This is a genomic window from Shewanella decolorationis S12 (assembly GCF_000485795.1).
Classification (GTDB): domain Bacteria; phylum Pseudomonadota; class Gammaproteobacteria; order Enterobacterales; family Shewanellaceae; genus Shewanella; species Shewanella decolorationis.
Genome location: NZ_AXZL01000061.1, coordinates 1 through 19,883, shown reverse-complemented (window position 1 = coordinate 19,883; position 19,883 = coordinate 1). Strand labels below are relative to the sequence as shown.

The 19,883-nt window shown below is 46.4% G+C and carries 19 protein-coding genes and 1 pseudogene; 9 read left to right on the top strand and 11 right to left on the bottom strand.

The genetic code is table 11. From position 1 onward, the window contains the following. The first annotated feature begins 129 nt into the window (after positions 1 to 129). Positions 130 to 1,437 (top strand): NAD(P)/FAD-dependent oxidoreductase, encoded by a 1,308-nt coding sequence (locus SHD_RS08485; protein ID WP_023266729.1) that lies wholly within the window; start codon positions 130 to 132, stop codon positions 1,435 to 1,437. Positions 1,438 to 1,481: 44 nt separating this feature from the next. On the opposite strand, the gene SHD_RS08480 is transcribed toward SHD_RS08485, so the two are convergent. Together SHD_RS08480 and SHD_RS08475 are read right to left on the bottom strand one after the other, a co-directional pair. Next, positions 1,482 to 1,985: a DUF2937 family protein gene (locus tag SHD_RS08480; RefSeq protein ID WP_023266728.1), complete on the bottom strand. Its 504-nt coding sequence runs from the start codon at positions 1,983 to 1,985 to the stop codon at positions 1,482 to 1,484. A 127-nt stretch (positions 1,986 to 2,112) separates the two neighbouring features. Continuing rightward, positions 2,113 to 2,970, bottom strand: coding sequence for a sulfurtransferase (locus SHD_RS08475; protein WP_023266727.1), 858 nt, complete (start codon positions 2,968 to 2,970; stop codon positions 2,113 to 2,115). A gap of 301 nt (positions 2,971 to 3,271) precedes the next feature. On the opposite strand from SHD_RS08475, the gene SHD_RS08470 reads away from it, so the two are divergent. Beyond that, positions 3,272 to 4,093, top strand: coding sequence for a substrate-binding periplasmic protein (locus SHD_RS08470; RefSeq protein ID WP_023266726.1), 822 nt, complete (start codon positions 3,272 to 3,274; stop codon positions 4,091 to 4,093). 88 nt (positions 4,094 to 4,181) lie between these two features. Here SHD_RS08470 and SHD_RS08465 read toward each other — a convergent pair whose 3' ends face one another. Next, a complete protein-coding gene (locus SHD_RS08465) occupies positions 4,182 to 5,075 on the bottom strand; it encodes a LysR family transcriptional regulator (protein WP_039977964.1) in 894 nt (297 codons plus the stop codon). A 135-nt stretch (positions 5,076 to 5,210) separates the two neighbouring features. Here SHD_RS08465 and SHD_RS08460 point away from each other — a divergent pair, with 135 nt between their 5' ends. After that, complete coding sequence (locus tag SHD_RS08460) at positions 5,211 to 6,467, top strand: adenylosuccinate synthase (protein ID WP_023266724.1); 1,257 nt, start codon at positions 5,211 to 5,213, stop codon at positions 6,465 to 6,467. A 174-nt stretch (positions 6,468 to 6,641) separates the two neighbouring features. After that, on the top strand, positions 6,642 to 7,055 hold the full coding sequence (locus tag SHD_RS08455) for a thioesterase family protein (RefSeq protein WP_023266723.1): 414 nt from the start codon (positions 6,642 to 6,644) through the stop codon (positions 7,053 to 7,055). Positions 7,056 to 7,063: 8 nt separating this feature from the next. Here the strand turns inward: SHD_RS08455 and SHD_RS08450 are convergent, their stop codons facing one another. Further along, complete coding sequence (locus SHD_RS08450) at positions 7,064 to 8,590, bottom strand: putative bifunctional diguanylate cyclase/phosphodiesterase (RefSeq protein WP_023266722.1); 1,527 nt, start codon at positions 8,588 to 8,590, stop codon at positions 7,064 to 7,066. 83 nt (positions 8,591 to 8,673) lie between these two features. Beyond that, entirely contained in the window at positions 8,674 to 9,513 is an 840-nt protein-coding gene (locus SHD_RS08445; protein ID WP_039977917.1) for an HDOD domain-containing protein, read from the bottom strand. A gap of 384 nt (positions 9,514 to 9,897) precedes the next feature. On the opposite strand from SHD_RS08445, the gene trhP reads away from it, so the two are divergent. Both trhP and SHD_RS08435 read left to right on the top strand, forming a co-directional pair. Further along, a complete protein-coding gene (gene trhP, locus SHD_RS08440; RefSeq protein WP_023266720.1) occupies positions 9,898 to 11,262 on the top strand; it encodes a prephenate-dependent tRNA uridine(34) hydroxylase TrhP in 1,365 nt (454 codons plus the stop codon). Positions 11,263 to 11,265: 3 nt separating this feature from the next. Then, the gene (locus SHD_RS08435) at positions 11,266 to 11,517 is read left to right on the top strand and encodes a YfhL family 4Fe-4S dicluster ferredoxin (protein WP_011621854.1); all 252 of its coding nucleotides are present in this window, start codon (positions 11,266 to 11,268) and stop codon (positions 11,515 to 11,517) included. A gap of 85 nt (positions 11,518 to 11,602) precedes the next feature. Here the strand turns inward: SHD_RS08435 and ubiT are convergent, their stop codons facing one another. Beyond that, positions 11,603 to 12,139 (bottom strand): ubiquinone anaerobic biosynthesis accessory factor UbiT, encoded by a 537-nt coding sequence (ubiT, locus tag SHD_RS08430; RefSeq protein WP_023266719.1) that lies wholly within the window; start codon positions 12,137 to 12,139, stop codon positions 11,603 to 11,605. Between the two features lie 138 nt (positions 12,140 to 12,277). Between ubiT and ubiU the strand changes: the two genes are divergently transcribed. Then, positions 12,278 to 13,279 (top strand): ubiquinone anaerobic biosynthesis protein UbiU, encoded by a 1,002-nt coding sequence (gene ubiU / locus SHD_RS08425; protein ID WP_023266718.1) that lies wholly within the window; start codon positions 12,278 to 12,280, stop codon positions 13,277 to 13,279. Positions 13,280 to 13,310: 31 nt separating this feature from the next. After that, entirely contained in the window at positions 13,311 to 14,183 is an 873-nt protein-coding gene (locus tag SHD_RS08420) for a U32 family peptidase (protein ID WP_039977962.1), read from the top strand. A 42-nt stretch (positions 14,184 to 14,225) separates the two neighbouring features. Here the strand turns inward: SHD_RS08420 and SHD_RS08415 are convergent, their stop codons facing one another. Continuing rightward, positions 14,226 to 14,933: a DUF998 domain-containing protein gene (locus SHD_RS08415; protein ID WP_023266716.1), complete on the bottom strand. Its 708-nt coding sequence runs from the start codon at positions 14,931 to 14,933 to the stop codon at positions 14,226 to 14,228. 702 nt (positions 14,934 to 15,635) lie between these two features. Here SHD_RS08415 and SHD_RS08410 point away from each other — a divergent pair. Then, a complete protein-coding gene (locus SHD_RS08410; protein ID WP_023266715.1) occupies positions 15,636 to 16,994 on the top strand; it encodes a YjiH family protein in 1,359 nt (452 codons plus the stop codon). A gap of 550 nt (positions 16,995 to 17,544) precedes the next feature. Here SHD_RS08410 and SHD_RS08405 read toward each other — a convergent pair. From SHD_RS08405 to SHD_RS08390, 4 genes and pseudogenes are all read right to left on the bottom strand, one after another. Then, positions 17,545 to 18,603 carry an LPO_1073/Vpar_1526 family protein gene (locus SHD_RS08405; protein ID WP_023266714.1) on the bottom strand — a complete coding sequence of 353 codons (1,059 nt, stop codon included), beginning with the start codon at positions 18,601 to 18,603 and terminating at the stop codon, positions 17,545 to 17,547. Continuing rightward, positions 18,596 to 18,778, bottom strand: coding sequence for a hypothetical protein (locus tag SHD_RS08400; RefSeq protein ID WP_023266713.1), 183 nt, complete (start codon positions 18,776 to 18,778; stop codon positions 18,596 to 18,598). Before SHD_RS08400 ends, SHD_RS08405 begins: the two co-directional genes overlap by 8 nt. Before the next feature lie 68 nt (positions 18,779 to 18,846). Beyond that, positions 18,847 to 19,158 (bottom strand): hypothetical protein, encoded by a 312-nt coding sequence (locus SHD_RS08395; RefSeq protein ID WP_023266712.1) that lies wholly within the window; start codon positions 19,156 to 19,158, stop codon positions 18,847 to 18,849. Between the two features lie 233 nt (positions 19,159 to 19,391). Next, positions 19,392 to 19,883 (bottom strand): annotated as a pseudogene (locus tag SHD_RS08390) (transposase); the annotation flags it as partial.

Below are 19,883 nucleotides of genomic sequence, written 5' to 3'. Positions count from 1 at the left end.
ACGCTTCCGTTGTATTCTATCTAAAAAATGTGTTAAATAAAACGAACACTTTTTAGCAGTATCATAAAAGTGTGATGAGTATACTGAGACAAGCCCAATTTACAATAAAAACAATTTTTTGGAGCCCTAATGGCCACGAAATCCCCTGTTCATAGTGAACAATATCCCCAGTCTTATTATCTTGATACTGCTAAAGAAATTTTTGCTCACCCTCAACTGGAAGGTAAGATAAGTGCCGATGTCTGTATTGTGGGCGGCGGCTTTAGCGGTATCAACACGGCGATTGAGCTAAGACAGCGAGGCTTAAGTGTGGTGTTGCTTGAGGCAAAACGTATTGGCTGGGGCGCTTCAGGGCGCAATGGCGGAGAGCTGATCCGCGGTATAGGCCATGACCCCGCGCAATTTATCAACGAAATAGGGCAAGAAGGCGTTAGCGCAATCCAGCAAATGGGCTTTGAAGCCGTGGAGATAGTTAGAAATCGGATACAGACCCATCATATCGATTGCGACTTACAGATGGGCTATTGCGATCTTGCGGTAAAGCCTCGGCATATGCTTGAACTTCAAGAAGAATTTGACAGTCTTAAGCGTCTTGGATATCAGCATGAAATAAAACTGCTTACCCAATCCCAACTCAGTGAAGTTATCGGCTCTGAATTTTATCAGGGCGCCCTAGTGGATATGGGCAGTGGCCATTTACATCCACTTAACTTAGCCTTGGGCGAGGCCCGTGTAGCCCGTGACTTGGGCGCTCAATTATTTGAATACAGCGCCGCAGAGAAGATTATTCCTGGCGATAAACCACGAGTATTAACGGCGAAGGGCGAAGTGACTTGCCAATATCTTGTACTCGCAGGTAACGCCTACATTGGCCATAAGTTGAATAGCTACATCGGCGGTAAGGTGCTTCCTGCAGGGAGTTATCTGCTTGCAACCGAGCCACTGACAGAAGCGCAATGCCAAAGCATTATCCCGCAAAACATGGCCTTTGCAGATATGAGAATCGCCTTAGATTACTTCCACTTATCGGCGGATAGACGTTTACTCTTCGGCGGACTTTGTACTTATTCAGGCAAAGATCCAAAGGATATTGAGGCAGCGCTCAGACCGAACCTTGAGAAGGTATTCCCACAGTTAAAAGGCGTACGCATCGATTACGAATGGGGCGGCATGATAGGCATTGGCGCCAACCGTATGCCCCAAATCGGTCGCCTCCCCGATGCGAGCAATATTTTTTACGCCCAAGCCTACGCAGGACATGGCGTAAATGCCACCCATATGGCTGCCAAACTGCTTGCCGAAGCTATTTGTCAGCAGGCGGGATATTTTGATGTGTTCGCCAAAATCAAGCATATGACCTTCCCCGGCGGCCCCACATTCCGCTCACCAATGCTGGCGGCGGGTATGCTGTACCACAGGTTTAAGGATTTATTCTAAGGTTTGTCCTGTCGTTGGATAAGCGAGCACAATATCCAACGACACTAAAGGGTACTACTTGCGTTACGCCGCCTTGCCCACAGAATAAAGGGCAGCGAGCCAAGATAATGGACTACTAAGGCCACCAACACGCCAAAGCCAATCCCGCTGGTGGTTAACGGAATGCCAGGCTTAAAGTTAACTATGGTTTGCTGTAAATATTCAAAACGAGCAGGATTGAACATGTAGGCGGTTTTCTCGAAGAGATTCCCCTGCGCAAAGGTCTGCATTCCTTGCTGCAGTGCTTGATACAAGGCTAGCGTCTGGCGCTTTTGCTCGGCATCCGCCCTGACGCTAGGCTCCTCGTTTTGTAAATGGCGGGCAATCATGGTTTCCACATCGCCGTAGTGATATTCCTTCGCCGTGGCCTCATAGCCCTCAACTTGCCATTGAGTCGAAGTATAGAGGCCTGCCAAAAATTGCTGATAATGGTCGGCTAATTGGGGAAGTTGCAGCGCCATCACTAAGATAAAGCCGAAAATCAGCTTATCGAACAACCGGGTTATCATGGCAAACTCCTTGATAAGTCAAAGGATATATCACTGCCAATGGAGTGCTGCTAGGGCGTGTTGACGTTTCAGGGTTATTTTTGCAGCACGTCATAGTTATCTTGCTCAGCACTCCAGCTATCAGCGCTTATTGCGCTATGGGTAAATCGATTCGACTGCCCCAGTCCGCCCATGAGCCATCGTAGAGTGCAGCATCGGCATGGCCAGAAGCGATCGAAGCTAAGATTAAGATACAAGCAGTAATCCCCGAACCACAGCTGAAAATCCTTAACGGTTTATCACCAGCAAGCCCTTGAAATAGGGCTTGTAATTCGGCCGAGCTTTTGATTTTGAAGCCATCGAGCACCTCTGTAAAAGGTAAATTAACCGAATGGGGAATATGCCCACTACGCACACCGGGGCGCGGCTCACTCACTTGGCCTAAAAAGCGGGCGGCGCCGCGGGCATCGATAATCGCGCTGTCGCTATCATCGAGCTTGGCCAACACGGCCTCAGCATCCATCACCTTGGAAGGCTGATATTCCAGTACAGCAGTGAGTTCTTCACTATCGCTTGCACCATAATCTATCCCTTCTTCCTGATAGCGGGATGAGGTGACCCTGTCTTCAGCCATCCATTGGGGTAAGCCACCGTCGAGCACATACACACGATGAAATCCCATCACCTTGAATATCCACCAAGCGCGCGGAGAAGAATAAATCCCTTGATTATCATAGATAACCACCACGCTTTGCGGGTCTATTCCGAGCTTGGCAATGCCTTCTACAAACTGTTCAAACCTTGGTAAGGCGTGGATTTGAGAAGAGGTTTTATCGCAAAAATCCGTTTCGACATCAAAGCGCCTCGAGCGCGGAATGCACACAGGTTCGGAATAGAGGATTGGCTCTTTGCCCAACACCACGGCCATGCTGGCATCGAGTAACACGAGATCTGGCGAGGTGAGGTGCTCTTCGAGCCATTGAGTGCTCACGAGAGGATATTCCATTGGCTGTCCTTAAAGATTGCTATAGCTAATAATCTACCCAAATTTGGCTGAGCCCATCTTGCACTAAATACGACCAAAAGGTTAAGCAGAATAGACAAATAAAACTATTACTGTCCTAAAAACGATTTTCCCACTGGTGGAAGTGGCTATATCTAAGGCGTATTGAGGTTTACTTGGCGAGTATCAAGTTTACTTAGTGCTATATCACACACTACAGCACTCTAAACATAAAATAATTAGCCTCATTATAAAGACTTATGTTATAAATCCCCCATTAGGAATAGGCTAATATGGAAATAAAATGTGTGCTTATAGTGGAGCAATCGGTAAAATCCAGCAGCAATTCAATACACCGCTGGCATTATTACTTAGCACTTCATTATTCTGCTTACTCACTATCAGCCATTCTGCTATCGCCAATGAAAGCCTCAATTTTCCAAAACCTAACCAGCCAAAGATTATCACCTTAGCCGCAGAAGACAGTTGGCCCCCATTTGCAAACCAGCTTGGGCAAGGGATTTCACATCGACTCATCGAAGCAGCCTTTAAGCAATCTCAAATCGAGGTCAACAGTTTAGTCGTACCCTATAGTCGCGCATTGATGATGGCCGAAAAAGGTGCTGTAGATGGAGTATTTAATGTCACCCGAGAAGCGAGTACAGAGCAACGTTTCGTCTTTGGGGAGATGCCATTATTTGTCGCTAAAGCGTCTTTCTATCAACGAAAGCAACGCTCTTTACTTGCTGAAAACAAATGGAAAATACCCAAGGGTAGTATTATAGGTGTGATAAAAAGCTATGAGTATGGTGACGAGTTTCCTGAATTGGTTAAACAACGCCAATTAAATATTGTTACCGTCGCCACTCAGCAACAGTTAATTAACCTGTTGTTAATCGGCAGAATTGATGCCGCCGTCATGTTCGACTTAGTCGCCCAAGAAAATCTACAAAAAATGGGCGTGAATGATGAAGTCATCCCCGCATTTGATAACCATACCAGTAATATTTACTTAGCTTTCTCTAAAGAAAATCCTAAAGCAATCTTATTGGCTAAAGCACTTGATCAAGGTTTGTCTGCGCTTAAAGCCAACGGCCAATATCAGCTACTGCTCAGCGCAAAATAATCCCCACATTAACAATCAAAACTTAGTTCGCGCATTATACCAATCACATTAAATATCTAATCAGTTCAGATATTTAATACAATTGGTATTACATACCCTGGGTACGGATAATTTCTTGGTTCACCCAATGCAATAACTGCTTTATCGCTTTCGATAAAATCTGATTCTGCCGCACGATATAGCCTAAACTGGTGCTCGGGAATTGCGGCAGAGGCGTGACTTTACTCTTTAAATGCTTCTTAGTGTAAATCGAAAACTCAGGCACAATCGCCACCCCAAAACCCGCCTCGGCCCAGTCGATTTGTGCATCCACACTGCCGACTTCCATGATCCTATACCTTGGCAGATTTAATGAGGGCAATGCGGGATCCAGCAGTTCGCGGGTGCGAGTATCATGCCCGAGCAGAATTAACGTCGGCCGCTCCGCCAGTGGCATATCGTCACTTTCTTTACTCTGTTGCCACAGCTCTAAATTATCCCCAAGGGCACACCACTTGATTTGCTGCAACTCGGTAAAATGCAGCGGCTGACTCTCCTTTTGCGCAATCACAAAGCCTAAATCCGCCTCGGCATTAGTGACCAGTTCCGAGGCTTGAAACGACGTCGTATTAAGCAGGGAAAAATCAATCCCAGGAAATTCCGCTTTAAATAACTGAAATGGCTGAATAAGCAGCAAACGCGAAATAATATCGCTGGCCGCAATAGTTAGCGTGCCTTGGCTTAGATCGTTGATGGCATTCAGATCCGCCTGACACACTTGCAGTTCCATCAAGGTCTTCTGGCTACTCTCAAGCAAACGAAACCCCGCCTGAGTTAACCTAAACGGATTGCGCTCAATCAACTTAACTCGAGTGTTCTGCTCCAATTGCTTGATATGCAAGCTGACATTGGGCTGAGTCATATGCAGCGCAGCCGCCGCCTTACCGAAGTGCTTACACTCGGCCAAGGTTACGAAGGTCTTTAACCAATGAAGTTCGAGCATCACATTCATCTCCATCCATCAATTCAGCTCATACTATGATATATGATTTCCTTATCACGACGATAACTATAATTAATTTCTCTTATTCATTAAGCAGGTCTAGCATAACCGCTTAATTCCTGTGGAGATGATGTTATGCCGTCTATCGTAGTTGTGGGTGCAAATTGGGGTGATGAAGGCAAAGGCCGCATCGTAGATTATTTAGCCGCAGATGCTGCAGCGAGTGTCCGCTTCCAAGGCGGTAACAACGCAGGCCATACGGTCGTGAACGACTTTGGCACCTTTAAATTACACCAATTACCTAGCGGTATTTTCAATCCAAACTGCGTTGCAGTACTTGGCCCTGGCATGGTAATCAGCCCTGAAAAACTCAGTGTTGAAATCGCCGAAGTCGAAGCGGCTGGCATTGAAGTTAAGTTATGTATTTCTGACCGCGCAACCCTTTGCTTACCAATCCACGCGCTGGAAGATACCTTAGAAGAACAACGTTTAGGCGATCTGGCCTACGGTTCAACTCGTCAAGGTATCGCCCCTGCCTATGGCGATCGCGTGATGAAAAAAGGCATTCTGGTTGGCTGGCTAAAGCAACCGGAAGTGCTGAAAGAACGCATTCAATTTATGCTCGACTGGAAGCTGCCACAGTTAAAAGCACTGTACCCAAGCTGTGACTTCAACCAAACAGCAGAAGAAATGACTCAGTGGTTATTAGAGGTGACCGCGCCATGGCGTCCATTTATTTGCAACGTCACCGAGCCATTAAAAGCCTTACAAAAACAAGATGCTAACTTGTTATTTGAAGCGCAATTAGGCGCGGGTCGTGACTTGATTTATGGTGAGTATCCTTACACGACCTCTTCTAACGTTACAGCGGCTTTCGCAGGTCTAGGTAGTGGTTTACCGGCTCTGCGCCCAGAGCGCGTGATTGCCGTAGCTAAAGCCTTCAGCTCATCCGTTGGTACTGGCACCTTAGTCACGGCGATGGAAGAGCAGGATGATTTCCGTAAAAACGCTAACGAGTTTGGCGCAACCACGGGTCGTCCACGTGATATGGGTTACTTCGATGCTGTTGCTACTCGCAATGGTGTTGAGCTGCAAGCCGCAACTGAAATCGCCCTAACCAAGATTGACTGTCTGACAGGCATGAAAGATCTCAAGATTTGTGTTGCCTACGACGGTGAGCACACTGAGAATCCGATTTGGCCACAAACGGCTGCATTAAGCCCAGTGTACGAACAAATGGAAAGTTGGAGCGAAGACATTACTGGCTGTCGCACCTTTGAAAGCCTGCCAAAGGCTGCACAACACTATGTTGAACGCATCGAAGCCCTGATGGGCGTACGCGTGAGCATGGTGTCAGTGGGACCTGAGCGCGATCAAATGATCATTCGCTAACCCATCGGTTACCCTACAAAAAAGCCATATCCGTTTCGGCGGATATGGCTTTTTACTTTGCGTAATTAATGGCATTTCAATCAAACCGCTGGATTTCGCCAATATATTGGGTTTTGTTCAAACCGATAAACCGCTAGACTGCGCTCAACCAACATACTTGATATCGAAAACGCTATGCCGCAATTTAGCCCGACTTATTCTTTTCCTGTGCAAATTTACTACGAAGATACGGATTTTTCTGGCGTGGTGTATCACCCAAATTTTTTAAAGTACTTCGAGCGCGCCCGTGAGCACGTGATTGGCGCCGAGCGCTTACGCGACCTCTGGCAACAGCAGCAATTGGGGTTTGCGGTGTATCGCAGCGATATGTTGTGCCACGAAGGCGTAGAGTTTGCCGATATCATCGATATTCGCACTAAGTTCTACTTTGAGAGTAAGTACCGCACCGTCTGGCATCAGGAAATTTGGCGCCCGAATGGTAAAAAACCGGCGGTCACCGCCACCATTGAAATGGTCTGTATGAATCAGGCACGACAACTTGCGCCCATGCCAGCAGAGTTAATCGCCCAATTAAGCCTAGGGATGTGAAGCTAAGTCTAGGAATGTGAACCATTAGCGCGAAGCACTGCTTGCTTCGGACCGAATCTGTTCCAATGCATTTCAAGCTCTACGGCTCTCATCGGTTTGGCGAAACATAGCCCTTGAATACGGTCGACACCCATTTTGATTAAAAGGCTTAGAATATCTTGAGTTTCAACACCTTCGACTGTCACCTCGTACCCTAACTTTTTGGCGATATTGATACTAGCCTCAAGGATGTATTCAGAGGGTTGATTCGGCTCAAGATCGGCTAAAAACGCTTTATCAATCTTCACTTCATTGGCGGGTAAGTGCTTAAGATAAGCAAGGGATGAATGACCTGTGCCAAAATCATCAATCGCCAGTTTTATTCCTAGCTGACGAATTTGCGCTAAGGTATCGACGGTCTTATTTAAATCTGCCATCAGGGTGCTTTCAGTGATTTCAATCATTAAGCATTCTGGTGGTAATTTATAATGCTCGAGACGGGCGGCAATATCCTGCGGTAAGGTGTCACTATCCAGATCCCGAGTTGACAAGTTTAATGCAACACAAACATACATTCCGGCAGCACGCCATTTAACTTGCTGCTGCAACACCTGCTCTAACGCCCAATGGCTAACTAAATCTATCATTCCCGCACATTCAGCAAGCGGTATAAATTCACCCGGTGAGATCAAGCCTAATTCTTCATGCTCCCAACGGATCAGCGCCTCGACTTGGGTACAGACTCCGGTTTGCACGTCCAACTTAGGTTGATACACCATATATAGAAGATTGCGCTGCAAGCTACTGGGAAGACTGTCGATAATTTTAAGCTCTCGCAATTGGCGGATATCGTCATTCTCACTGTAACAGGCAATCGCAATTCGGGTTGTTCTTGCTTTTTTCAATGCCAAGTCGAGTCTTCTAAGCATATTGCTCACATCAGTATGATGCTTAGCTAACTGCACACAACCAATCTGCAAACGCACACTTACTGGCGTATCATTAATTTTAAATGGCACCTGCAAACGACCACGTAAGTGCAGCAATTGCTCCTGCGACAAACTTTGCTCGTAGTAGAGAAAAAACTCATCGCCGTTTAGACGCGCAATCAATTTAGGCTTTAAGCTCAAGCTGGTTAATCTATCCGCAAATTGTTTAAGCAGAATATCCCCAAACACAAAGCCAAATAGATCATTTACATACCGAAAACGATAGATATCTATCAGTACCAAGGTTCCTTGGGTAATCGGCATTAACGAAGCAAGCGCGCGCTTAAGCCCAACACGATTATTTAAACCTGTGAGTTTATCCTTACCCATGCCCGCTGGTAGTGCAGCAAGCATCTCATTTAAGGAATGGTACAGCGGCGCAAACTCCTGCGGCACAATTGGAATATTAAGGGGGCGACGATCGCTTTTTTGCTGTTCGAGCTGAGGGCATAATTGCGCCAAAAATTGCCTTTGTTGACGCAAGGTTTTATATCTCGTCTGTAAAAGGTACAGCACCGCTATCAAAACGATAATAAGTACTATACCTATACCCCCTAAAACAACCATATTCAGGCCTCTATTTACCGCGTAAGCTTACTCGCTATCCCACTTATCACTCAGCAAGGATTGGCTTCCCTTTGGCCCAACGACTACTGGTAACTTTCTTTAATTGAATGGAATTTATCCATAAATTCATCACTAGCTAAATCATTTGCCGAAACGGGTAATCCCCGACTTGCAAAGACCTCTAACCTTTGTTCAAGTTCGGCGCCTGCACGTAATTCTCCGGTATAAAATGCCGCGGCACGAATGAAATCTAAGTAGGTCACATGGTCAGGCAGATAAGGTAAATCAGCCCAGCGCTCAACCACTTCCATCACCTCAGGGGCAAAATCCCAACTCTTTAATACCGCACGTCCAAGCGGACCTTGCATTTTACGAACTAAAGAGCGCAATTGTTCAATACTGGTAAACAACTCAGGATGGGCTTCCGCCTCAGTCAATACTGGCAAGGCTCCAATATTATGCACAAGACCCGCAAGCGTGAGTGTATCTAAATTGAGTAAGCCTGGGTGACGCTTATTGTAAATCTGTAACATAGCGCAAGCGGCAGCAGTCACATCGATAGAAGTGCGCCATACTTCATCCATCACTTCCCACACCATTTCATTGGTGGAAATAAACAGCTGCTCCATGGCAACAGAGGTAGCAATACTTTTAATTTGAATCAAGCCAATACGGGATACCGCATTATTAATGCTTTCGGCGGGGATCCCTCGGCTATATAACGCACTATTAGCGACTTTGATGATACGTGCCGAGATAGCGGCATCTTGGCCAATCACATCGGCAACTTGCTTTAGGCTCGCATCGGAGCGGCTCACCACTTCCTGCACTCGCATGGCCACTTCAGGCAAGGTCGGCAATACTAACGCATCATCTTTTAATTTTTTAAGTAATCCGACTAACAGTAGATGTTCAGTAGACATCTTATCTCCCATCAATCTGCAAACATAAATCTATCGTCATTGGAGTATACCAGTTGGCTATCATTTGATGGGTAGAAAAAAGCGACAGAGGTTAATTATTTGTATGACTCTGTTATCAATTTCATCCAAATCCCCCTTAACTTTGCCGTTAGCGTTTAAGTTATAGTCGATTGAAAAACCTAAAAATGAGCAAAGTTAGATACCATTAATCCCTCATCAACTTCAATGCAAAAGCCAACGCCATCATAAGGCTTCTAGGTATATTCGTAAAATGCGAACTATACCTAATCTTAGGCGAGGTGATTTGCATAACCCTACTTTGATTGTGTAAAATGCCGCCCCCGCGCACTGCGCCTCCATCTACCAACCAATTCGAGAGTCATTATGTTCAAACCTGAGTTGTTATCTCCCGCTGGGACGCTGAAAAACATGCGTTACGCTTTTGCCTATGGTGCAGATGCCGTGTATGCCGGCCAGCCGAGATATAGCCTAAGGGTTCGTAATAATGACTTTAAAATGGAAAACCTAGCCACAGGTATCGAAGAAGCCCATGCGCTGGGTAAAAAGCTTTATGTGGTGAGTAACATTGCTCCCCACAACGCTAAGCTCAAAACCTATATCAAAGATATGGAGCCCGTGGTGGCGATGAAGCCCGATGCGCTGATCATGTCAGACCCAGGCCTTATCATGATGGTGCGTGAGGCCTTCCCTGAGCAGGTAGTACATTTATCGGTGCAAGCCAACGCCATTAACTGGGCATCAGTCAAATTCTGGCAGACCCAAGGCATTAAACGGGTGATTTTATCCCGTGAATTGTCCTTGGATGAAATCGAAGAAATCCGTCAGCGTTGCCCAGATATCGAGTTAGAAGTGTTTGTCCACGGCGCCCTGTGTATGGCCTACTCGGGTCGCTGTTTGCTGTCGGGTTACATTAATAAGCGCGATCCAAACCAAGGTACTTGCACTAACGCCTGCCGCTGGAAATACGATGTGCACGAAGCGCAGCAAACTGACTCGGGCGATATCATTGCCACTCCCAATGCAGTGCAAATCGAGACGCCAACCTTAGGCGCAGGTCCTGCGACCGACCAAATCTTCCTACTGCAAGAAGCCAATCGCCCCGGCGAATATATGCCAGCGTTTGAAGATGAGCATGGCACTTATATCATGAACTCTAAGGACCTGCGCGCAATTCAACACGTTGAGCGTTTGGCCAAAATGGGCATCGACTCGCTGAAGATCGAAGGCCGTACTAAGTCGTTCTACTATGTGGCCCGTACCGCACAGCTATACCGTCAGGCCATCGACGATGCCGCCTCAGGCAAGAGCTTTGACCGCAGCTTGATGAACCAGCTCGAAGGCTTAGCGCACCGCGGCTATACCGAAGGTTTCTTACGTCGCCACGTACATGATGAATATCAAAACTACGACTATGGCTACTCGGTCAGCGATACCCAACAATTTGTGGGTGAATTAACCGGTAAACGCAATCTGGCAGGCCTTGCCGAAATCGAAGTGAAGAACAAATTCTCTGTTGGCGATAGTGTTGAATTAATGACGCCACAGGGCAATATCAGCCTCACCATCGAACAACTCGAGAACCGCAAAGCCGAATCGGTTGAAGCGGGATTAGGTTCGGGCCATACCGTTTACTTGCCCGTGCCGAAAGAGGTTGATCTGAACCACGGCATTTTACTGCGTAACCTGCCCCAAGGTCAGGATACCCGCAACCCACACGAAGCAGGCTAAGGCATGGCATTACTGATCGACGACAGCTGCATCAATTGCGACATGTGTGAACCTGAATGCCCGAATCAGGCCATCACCATGGGGGAAGAAATCTATGAAATCGACCCAGACCGCTGCACTGAATGCGTAGGCCACTATGATAAGCCGACCTGCGTCTCCGTCTGTCCGATTGATTGTATTGACCCCGACCCTAACCGCGTCGAGTCCCACGACGAGCTGTTGGTCAAATTTGCCATACTCACGCAAAAAATTTGAGTGGGCGCTAGCCTTCCAAGCTAAACAAAAAGCCCCGCAATATCAGCGGGGCTTTGTTTATCACTTGATTACAGCCAAGATAGCATTAACTCAAACTTGGGGATTTAGCCAAAATCACCGTTGGTTTTGCCTCAAGCTGCAAACGCACAATGGCATCGGCCAGCTTTTCAACGCTTAAGCGAATGGGTGTCGGCAGGCTGGCAAATTCGATACTGAGCAGCAGGTTTTTCACTTCAAGCCCTAGCTCGGTATCGCCTTCGATGCTCAGTTTGCGTTGGAAAAACAGCGTATCAGGATCTTCTTTTGCCGCTGCGACCAATAACAGCTCGGCGGAATTGGCACTGAAGCTGACCTGGGCATCGGTCAGCTCACGCACCTGCCAGCGGCCATCGAAACTCACTTCAAAATACAGATTTAAATCTTCAACCCGAATCGCAACCCACTTGCCCGCCAAGAAATCTAACTCGCCGTCTTCGGCCTGTGGCGCTAGCAGCTGCGTTAGGAGTTGGCTTAGCACCTTGGCCTTGAGGCTAAAGGGCACTTTGGAGAGTGGTAAGCGGATAAGCTTTGGGGTGAGTTCAAGCAGTTGTTTTGCAAGGTTTGCTGAAAAAACAGCGGACATAATCAGTTACCTAAGGATAAAAAACACTATATCTCCCAGTTTACCGAGATTTTATGATCTTAAACCTGTTTTAAATCAATTCACCGCCAATCAATCTTCCCTACACTCTGCCCCTGTTATTTTATCGGGAGCACCATTATGGAGTTGTTGTGTCCAGCAGGAAACCTGGCCTCGCTAAAGTCGGCGCTGCAGGCCGGAGCCGATGCTGTCTACCTTGGGTTAAAGGATGATACCAATGCACGTTCGTTCGCGGGCTTAAACTTCACCCCCGCAAAATTACAGGAAGCCGCCACGCTCACCCATCAGCGGGGCAAGAAAATCTTCCTCACCTTGAATACTTTTCCTAAGCCGAATGAGGAACACCGCTGGTATCAAGCCATCGACTTAGCGGCCAACATTGGCGTCGATGCCTTAATCGTCGCCGATCTGTCACTGCTCGACTATGCCCATAGGCAATATCCGCATATTCCGCTGCATTTATCGGTACAGGCGAGCGCCACCAACTTGGGCGCACTGAGCTTTTATAAAGAGGCGTTTAATATCGCGCGGGTGGTGTTACCCAGAGTGCTGTCTATGAAACAAGTGCGCGATTTAGCTAAGGTCAGCCCAGTCGATTTAGAGGTCTTTGCCTTTGGTAGTCTGTGCATCATGGCCGAAGGCCGCTGCCACTTATCCTCCTATGTCACCGGCCAATCGCCAAACACTGGCGGCTCTTGCTCTCCGGCAAAACACGTGCGCTGGCAGGAACAGGGGCAAGACAGATTGACCCGCCTCAACGAGGTCTTAATTGATAAGTCAGGGCTTGATGAGCAAATGGGTTACCCAGTGGTCTGTAAAGGCCGTTATCTCACCCAAGACGATGATAAGCCGCAATATCTGCTCGAGTCTCCCACCAGCTTAAATACCCTTAGCTTGCTGCCTGAGCTTGCAAAGGCGGGCATAGTGTCACTTAAGATTGAGGGGCGGCAGCGCAGCCCTGCCTATGTAGAGCAAGTGACTAAAGTTTGGCGTCAAGCGATTGATACTTATCTTAATCATCCAGATAAATTCCAGACGCAGGCCCATTGGGAGCAAGCCCTCGCGAAAGTCTCCGAAGGCCAAATTACCACCTTAGGCGCCTACGAGCGTGACTGGCAATAGCCCTAGCAATAACCACAAAGAAGAAACGATTATGAAAATTTCCCTCGGCCCACTGCTCTATTGCTGGGAAAAACAGCAGGTCATCGACTTTTACCAGCAGGTGGCCAACAGTCAGATCCCGTTAGTTTATCTGGGTGAAGCCGTTTGTAGCCGTCGACGCGAACTCAAGTTTGGCGACTATCTCGAACTAGCTAAAATGCTTAAATCTGCGGGTAAAGAGGTGGTGCTGTCAACGCTCGCCCTTATCGAAGCGCCCTCTGAATACACTGAGCTTAAACGCCAGGTCGACAATGGCGAATTTAGCATTGAGGCCAACGACATGGCGGCCGTGTATCTCGCTAAGGAGCACAAGCTGCCCTTTGTCTGCGGCGCCAGCATCAATAACTACAACCGCGCCAGTTTAGATATTTTGCAGCGCTTTGGTATGCAGCGCTTTGTGATGCCAGTTGAACTGTCGAAGACTTGGCTAAGCCAAGTGATAGAAAACAAGCCTGCATTAGAAGTCGAAGTGCTTGGCCATGGCTATTTGCCACTCGCCCACTCTGCACGCTGCTTTACCGCTAGGCATCAACACTTGTCGAAGGACAGCTGCGAAACCGTTTGCCGCCAATACAGCAAGGGCTTACTGGCACAGACGCAGGAGGCGCAACCTTTGCTCAGGTTAAACGGCATCCAAACCCAGTCGGCCAGCTGTGTCGATTTACGCAGCGAAATCAATGAAATGATAAAGATGGGCGTCGATGTGTTTCGGGTTTCGCCCAGCAGCTTAGCCAGTATCACTAAGGCCGATGCGCTGGTCGAGGCGTTAACTAGCGAGGCAACGGATGCTCAGTTTCCTCTTAGCGATGAGCACTGTAACGGTTACTGGTTTGGCGAGGCGGGACTGAAATCCTTAGGCTACTGAAATCCTTAAGCTGATGGCATGATGGGCTATCAGCTTAATCACTCACTCGGGAGCTGGCTCCTGAGCGAGTGATTGTGGGGTGAGCAGTAGCGCCGCCGTCCAACTTAATAAACTCCCAAGCGCAATCCACTCTAACAATGCAGGCCACCATAAATCGGGCCTTGGCAATTGCAGCACCATTTCTTGATAAAAGGGCCTGTCACCTTCCGTAAGGCCTAACTCCAGCTGCGGTGCATAAAGAAATGTCAGCATGCTAATGAGGACGATCAAGGCTAACAAGACAGTCCAGCGTCGGATACTCAAGCCGCAGAATCCAGCCCAGAGCAAATAGCAGATAGCACTTAAACTACCAAAGTAAAAAAACCACTTTAGGGCGAGGATATGCAGATGATACACATTGACCGGAAATAACCCCGCGCAAGCTAAGGCTAAATAGGTTAAGGCCAAACAGGTGAAAAACAAATATCCTAAAAAGCTATTCACGCTCTGCAAAGAAGATAAGCAATAAAAAACAATACTTAAGCTACCAAAAAATAGACCACCATTAAGAATAACCGCAAAAGAAGAATGTCCGTAAGTGCCCAACTCACTTAGGGTGTGGTTTAAAAAATTGAAAGATTTTGATTCAGAATAATCAAAGCCCAACACCGCTACACTAATCCCCAGCACTAAACCAAAAATACCAAGAAACCCAAATTTAGTCGCGAGTGCAGAACTCCTAACTGCCAGATTCATTTTTGTAACTGTCATGGAAAATTTAGCTAAACAAAAGTAGTACTAACTTACATGGAATTAAAAAGAATTAAAGCGGGCTGCATCCTCTTTAGCGTAAAATTTTATTTCTCCACTCTAAACGATTTTTTAGTCATTACTGATGGAATACTTGGCTTAGTCATTTTTCAACTCACCATATGCAAATATCGATTCAAAAATGCATAAAAACGCACAAATTACTCAAACAGTGCCTTTTGGGGCTCGGCTTTAACCTCTCCTTAACAGCGAATGTTAACTGGCTCACAACAAGCAGGTACTGATGAGGTCTTTTAACCAACAATGGCTAAAAAAGCGTCTTAAAGATCATAAGGCAAGATTTAAAGAGAAAGTTTTACACAAATAAGCGTAAGGATGCTAACAACATCAAGAATAACACAACTCGATAAACCCATCGCAACAAGCCATCGTAATACACTGATTTTAAATTAAAAAGCAACAATAACACATCATCATATCAAAAGGTAAACCACAGACACCCCCTCAAATAACTATGCTATTTTGCTGCTTATCTCAAACAAATTTCCGAATCGTTTTACATAGCGCCGCTAAGCGAGTAATCTTCCCCCTTCTCGATTTTGAGTTGAATGAAAATGCACCTAACATCCGCCTAGCATGCGGCTTTGAGGGGCAATTTGTTCAAGTTTATTTGTGCGACTCGTACTTTTAAGGTGTACACCATTGGCTACTGAACATAAAAACCGCAACATTAAGACGATACTCACCTTTATCGTCCCTTCGCTGATCGGTCTGCTGCTGTTTATGACCCCTATCAGCTACAACGATGCGATTACTATTCCCATCGCAATCATCTCTAAAGCACTGCAAAGCGTGTTAAGCGATGTATTAACCTTAATCGTGACTGTGATTGTTGTCGCCATGGCCTTGGCCTCTGTGTTGACTAAGTTACTCAAACCTAAGTTTGTGCTGAACAATCACTTCCTCAATGGTTTACTCAACATCAGCCCGCTCTGGCTTGCAACGCGTGTCGTCGGCGCCGTCTTTATCGTGCTGACCTACTTTGGCATTGGCCCCGAAGCCATCAACTCTTCAAGCACTGGCGCCTTAGTACTAAACGACCTATTACCCGTACTCTTCTCGGTGTTTATCTTCGCCGGTATGTTACTGCCACTGCTGTTAAACTTCGGTCTATTAGAGCTATTTGGCACCCTGCTGACCAAGGTAATGCGCCCCGTGTTTAACCTGCCAGGTCGCAGCGCCATCGACTGTATGGCCTCTTGGTTAGGTGATGGTAGCGTTGGGATTTTGCTGACCAGCAAGCAATACGAAGCGCGTTTTTACACCCAAAGGGAAGCAGCGGTTATCGGTACTACCTTCTCGGCGGTGTCAATTACCTTCAGCTTAGTGGTGATCTCTCAGGTGAAGTTGGAGCAAATGTTTGTGCCCTTCTACCTAACCGTATGTTTAGCGGGTTTTGCGGCGGCCGTGATTGTGCCTAAGCTGCCACCACTGTCGTGGAAAAAAGATAACTATATCGACGATACGCCACGTCAACCCGACGATGAGATGATCCCCGCAGGACACGGCGCACTCTCTTGGGGCTTTGATAAAGCACTCGAGAAAGCTGCCAGTGCTGGTGGTGTGAAAGCCGTTTTAAATGAAGGCGTTAAAAACGTTATCGACATGGTATTTGGCATTATCCCAGTGGTAATGGCCATTGGTACCACGGCGCTGATCATCGCCGAGCATACGCCTATCTTCAATTACTTAGGTATGCCGTTTATTCCATTACTGGAACTGCTGCATATCCCAGAAGCGACCGAAGCCTCTAAAACCATAGTTGTGGGCTTTGCCGATATGTTTATCCCATCGATTTTAGCTAGCTCTATCGAATCGGATATGACACGCTTTGTGATTGCCGCGTTATCAGTAACCCAGCTAATTTACATGAGTGAAGTGGGCGCGCTGCTGATTGGCAGTAAGATCCCAGTGAATTTTGTTGAGCTATTTGTCGTCTTTGTACTACGTACCTTAGTGACTCTTCCAGTGATTGCCGGCGTGGCTCACCTGCTGTTCTAAGCGCAACATCATCTTAAATATCAAGGGGAGTCAGATTAACTGACTCCCCTTTTTTGTATCACTTATAAATGCATTCATTAACGAACTCATACACAAATAGGCAGTTTTGGTTACTTCGTTGAGTGTGGGTTAGTCGCACAAACTCCACTCGCCACCATATAACTCAGTTTTACAGGAAGTCATTTAGATTTTCTGGATACTACTGCTGAAGGATAAAGCTTGGCCGTTTAATTCTTTAAGTGCTGGCTTATGATGAGCCATGGCATTCTCTCACCGACACGCAGCAAGTCCATCCGTGGATGCTCGACCGCCCCGTCCGTGGGGCGGACGGTTGTCTCGCTAATCACCATGGTTCACCCGTTTAACATCGGTATAGCCTGTTTGTTTTAAAGCTGATATGTAACTCGTTTTGGGACAAAAGCATGTTAGGACGTCGGGTGCATCAGGTGAATTTCGGATAAAAATTTATATGGCGATAACGCCGCCATAACCGGCGCAGCTTTGCTGAGTCCGGCGCCGAAGGCGCGTAGTTGATGGCTTTGTTATGCATCTACTTGATCCAAATTGATAGGTCTAGTTTTATGCCTGTCTTTCTTCGGAAATTAGCCTGAGCGATTGCAATGCCCACTGTTGTAAGGCCTAGCTTGGATAATCCAGACTTACCCCAAAGCTTAAACAGCGGTTCTATTTCAGGTGATACTTTAACAAGATAGTCTTTAATTTCCTGAGGATTCATCAGGGTGGAATTGAATAGGTTTACGAATTTCTGTTTTACATCTGCCGGAATATTTTGACTCTCAGATATTTGGTCGATTACACCAACGTTTATCGCATTTACTTGAAGCAAACTTGAATCATGTAGGCAATTAGTAATCAGCTGTGGATAGCTGTCAGGAGTTGCAATGTCATTTTCTAGGCGCTCGCGATCAAAGCCTTTAGAAAATAGTCCACCATAGGCTTCTTGATATATTTTCTCGATGGGCTTTAACCCTCCCATATGCATAAGAGAGCCACAGCCAACGTACTCTAGATGCTCATAGCATGAGCTCTCGCTACTGAGATTAGCTATGAATGGAACCAAATGCGTTTTAATGTAATTTGGAATAGCAGGGAGATTTGTCAAAGATCCGTTGGATGTTCGAGTTATGAGGAAGTTTATTGTCAGAGCATCCATTTGTTCCGCTGTCAGTTTTGCTGCAACTTCAAGCGCTTCATCTAATACAATTTGATGGATATTTCTCATAGGTGTGGCTGCTCGTTCAACCAAAATATCAACAAGCAACCCTTCTAAGTCCTTGTCACCAGTCTTTGCATACTGTTTTTGAGCCTCGTATAACGCAGCTTGCATAGATGGCTCATTCATTGACTCTATTGCAGACTCGTTTTCTTGTTGTAACTTTTGAAGAAAATCATCTGTTAGCTCTTCAGCTCTTTTTCTTGCCACTTGCGCAGCATCTTGCGACAGCTGTAGGAAATTAGCTTTATACACATCAAGAGCAATCTCTTTGGCGTCTGAGTAGGTAATGCCTTGATTGATGGTAATTGATTGCGCCTGAAGATTTGTAGAGTCATCTCCTGACTCTTGTTTTTGAACCTTATCCTTAATCATTTTTAGTACCGATGTTAATGTCGCCCGCAGCTTGATAGTTTTTAGAGTTCTTTCCAGATTTCTGGGTCTGACTGGTTGTGCTTTTTCCTTTAAAGATAAAAGCACCTATCAAGCTGAGAACAAACACGCCGATACCACTAAACACCCATTCTTTGTTATCTATTATCCACTGCATTTAGCTCTCCTTATGCATAACGCCAAGCTAAGCGGCGCAGCTTGCTGCGTCCTTGCTTGAGCGCCTTGTTATGCATTGTTGGCCACCACTTTTGGCAAGTTGCTTCTGATTTGGTCAATAAATGGCTCCATGCGCCTATAAGCTCTTTTTGATAAGTCCAGTTGATACTCAAGGCTCTTCCTGATTTCTGCATGAATATGTATTGCATTCCTAGCTTCATAAAATTCGATTATTTCATCTTTGAGCCACTCTTCGATTAACCCGAGCTTTTCAGCGCACTCGGCCTTTTTGTCGAATCTAACTTTTGTAGTATCTGTTCTGCCTATTCCCTCATATGTTGGAATTATATCTTTCCCATCATGCTCTAAAGCAGCCTGCAATAATAAATCTAGCCACCCATTTTAAATCAACAACATAATGCACTTTCGGTTTGCCTACAACTTGTGTAAGCTAAAATGACTTGAGTGGGAGTAATCAACAATCGCGGGGAGAGCATCTAAGGCAATAAATTGCGCTAATTCCTTTAAAAATCGGGTATTTCAGACGAGATAAGTCATCCCTTAGTGCTTGGGATGTATTCTGGATGGGGCTTTTGAAATGATGTCAGCCGTTGTCAGTTGCTGTAAAAGTGCTGGCAGCTTGCCGCAAAGTGCCGTCGTCGCTTTTCGAGATGTTCGCAGTAATCGGTCAGTTCTTGCAATGTGCCTACAGGGCCATGAAATAACTTGCCAAATTCGGTTGTCAGTTTGAGCCAATTGTCATGGGGAATATTTAATCTGTTCAGTATCTTGGCGCTATTTTCACTGATGTATCCACGTTTATCATTGCGAATGATTCGGCCGGTATCATCCACCAATTGAAGGTAATCTATTAATGAAAACGCAATGCCATTGGGTTGGTTGTCGCACTCGCTACCGATAAAAGGTAGGAGATTGCTTGGCTGCTCACCTTTTAATGCGGCCCGAATACGTAGTTGGATACTGGTATGGTCGGATTGTTCTGGCGTATCAGCGAGTTGCGCTCGAATCGGATTTAAATCAACGTAAGTCATACAGGCTAATACCGCGGCTTCATCGAGTAGGGCTTGCGATTTGAATCGCCCCTC

Bases quoted from the DNA above. Each gene is read 5' to 3' on its own strand.
- SHD_RS08485 (WP_023266729.1), top strand. From the start codon at position 130: ATGGCCACGAAATCCCCTGTTCATAGTGAACAATATCCCCAGTCTTAT.
- SHD_RS08480 (WP_023266728.1), bottom strand. From the start codon at position 1,985: ATGATAACCCGGTTGTTCGATAAGCTGATTTTCGGCTTTATCTTAGTG.
- SHD_RS08475 (WP_023266727.1), bottom strand. From the start codon at position 2,970: ATGGAATATCCTCTCGTGAGCACTCAATGGCTCGAAGAGCACCTCACC.
- SHD_RS08470 (WP_023266726.1), top strand. From the start codon at position 3,272: ATGTGTGCTTATAGTGGAGCAATCGGTAAAATCCAGCAGCAATTCAAT.
- SHD_RS08465 (WP_039977964.1), bottom strand. From the start codon at position 5,075: ATGCTCGAACTTCATTGGTTAAAGACCTTCGTAACCTTGGCCGAGTGT.
- SHD_RS08460 (WP_023266724.1), top strand. From the start codon at position 5,211: ATGCCGTCTATCGTAGTTGTGGGTGCAAATTGGGGTGATGAAGGCAAA.
- SHD_RS08455 (WP_023266723.1), top strand. From the start codon at position 6,642: ATGCCGCAATTTAGCCCGACTTATTCTTTTCCTGTGCAAATTTACTAC.
- SHD_RS08450 (WP_023266722.1), bottom strand. From the start codon at position 8,590: ATGGTTGTTTTAGGGGGTATAGGTATAGTACTTATTATCGTTTTGATA.
- SHD_RS08445 (WP_039977917.1), bottom strand. From the start codon at position 9,513: ATGTCTACTGAACATCTACTGTTAGTCGGATTACTTAAAAAATTAAAA.
- trhP (WP_023266720.1), top strand. From the start codon at position 9,898: ATGTTCAAACCTGAGTTGTTATCTCCCGCTGGGACGCTGAAAAACATG.
- SHD_RS08435 (WP_011621854.1), top strand. From the start codon at position 11,266: ATGGCATTACTGATCGACGACAGCTGCATCAATTGCGACATGTGTGAA.
- ubiT (WP_023266719.1), bottom strand. From the start codon at position 12,139: ATGTCCGCTGTTTTTTCAGCAAACCTTGCAAAACAACTGCTTGAACTC.
- ubiU (WP_023266718.1), top strand. From the start codon at position 12,278: ATGGAGTTGTTGTGTCCAGCAGGAAACCTGGCCTCGCTAAAGTCGGCG.
- SHD_RS08420 (WP_039977962.1), top strand. From the start codon at position 13,311: ATGAAAATTTCCCTCGGCCCACTGCTCTATTGCTGGGAAAAACAGCAG.
- SHD_RS08415 (WP_023266716.1), bottom strand. From the start codon at position 14,933: ATGACAGTTACAAAAATGAATCTGGCAGTTAGGAGTTCTGCACTCGCG.
- SHD_RS08405 (WP_023266714.1), bottom strand. From the start codon at position 18,603: ATGATTAAGGATAAGGTTCAAAAACAAGAGTCAGGAGATGACTCTACA.
- SHD_RS08400 (WP_023266713.1), bottom strand. From the start codon at position 18,778: ATGCAGTGGATAATAGATAACAAAGAATGGGTGTTTAGTGGTATCGGC.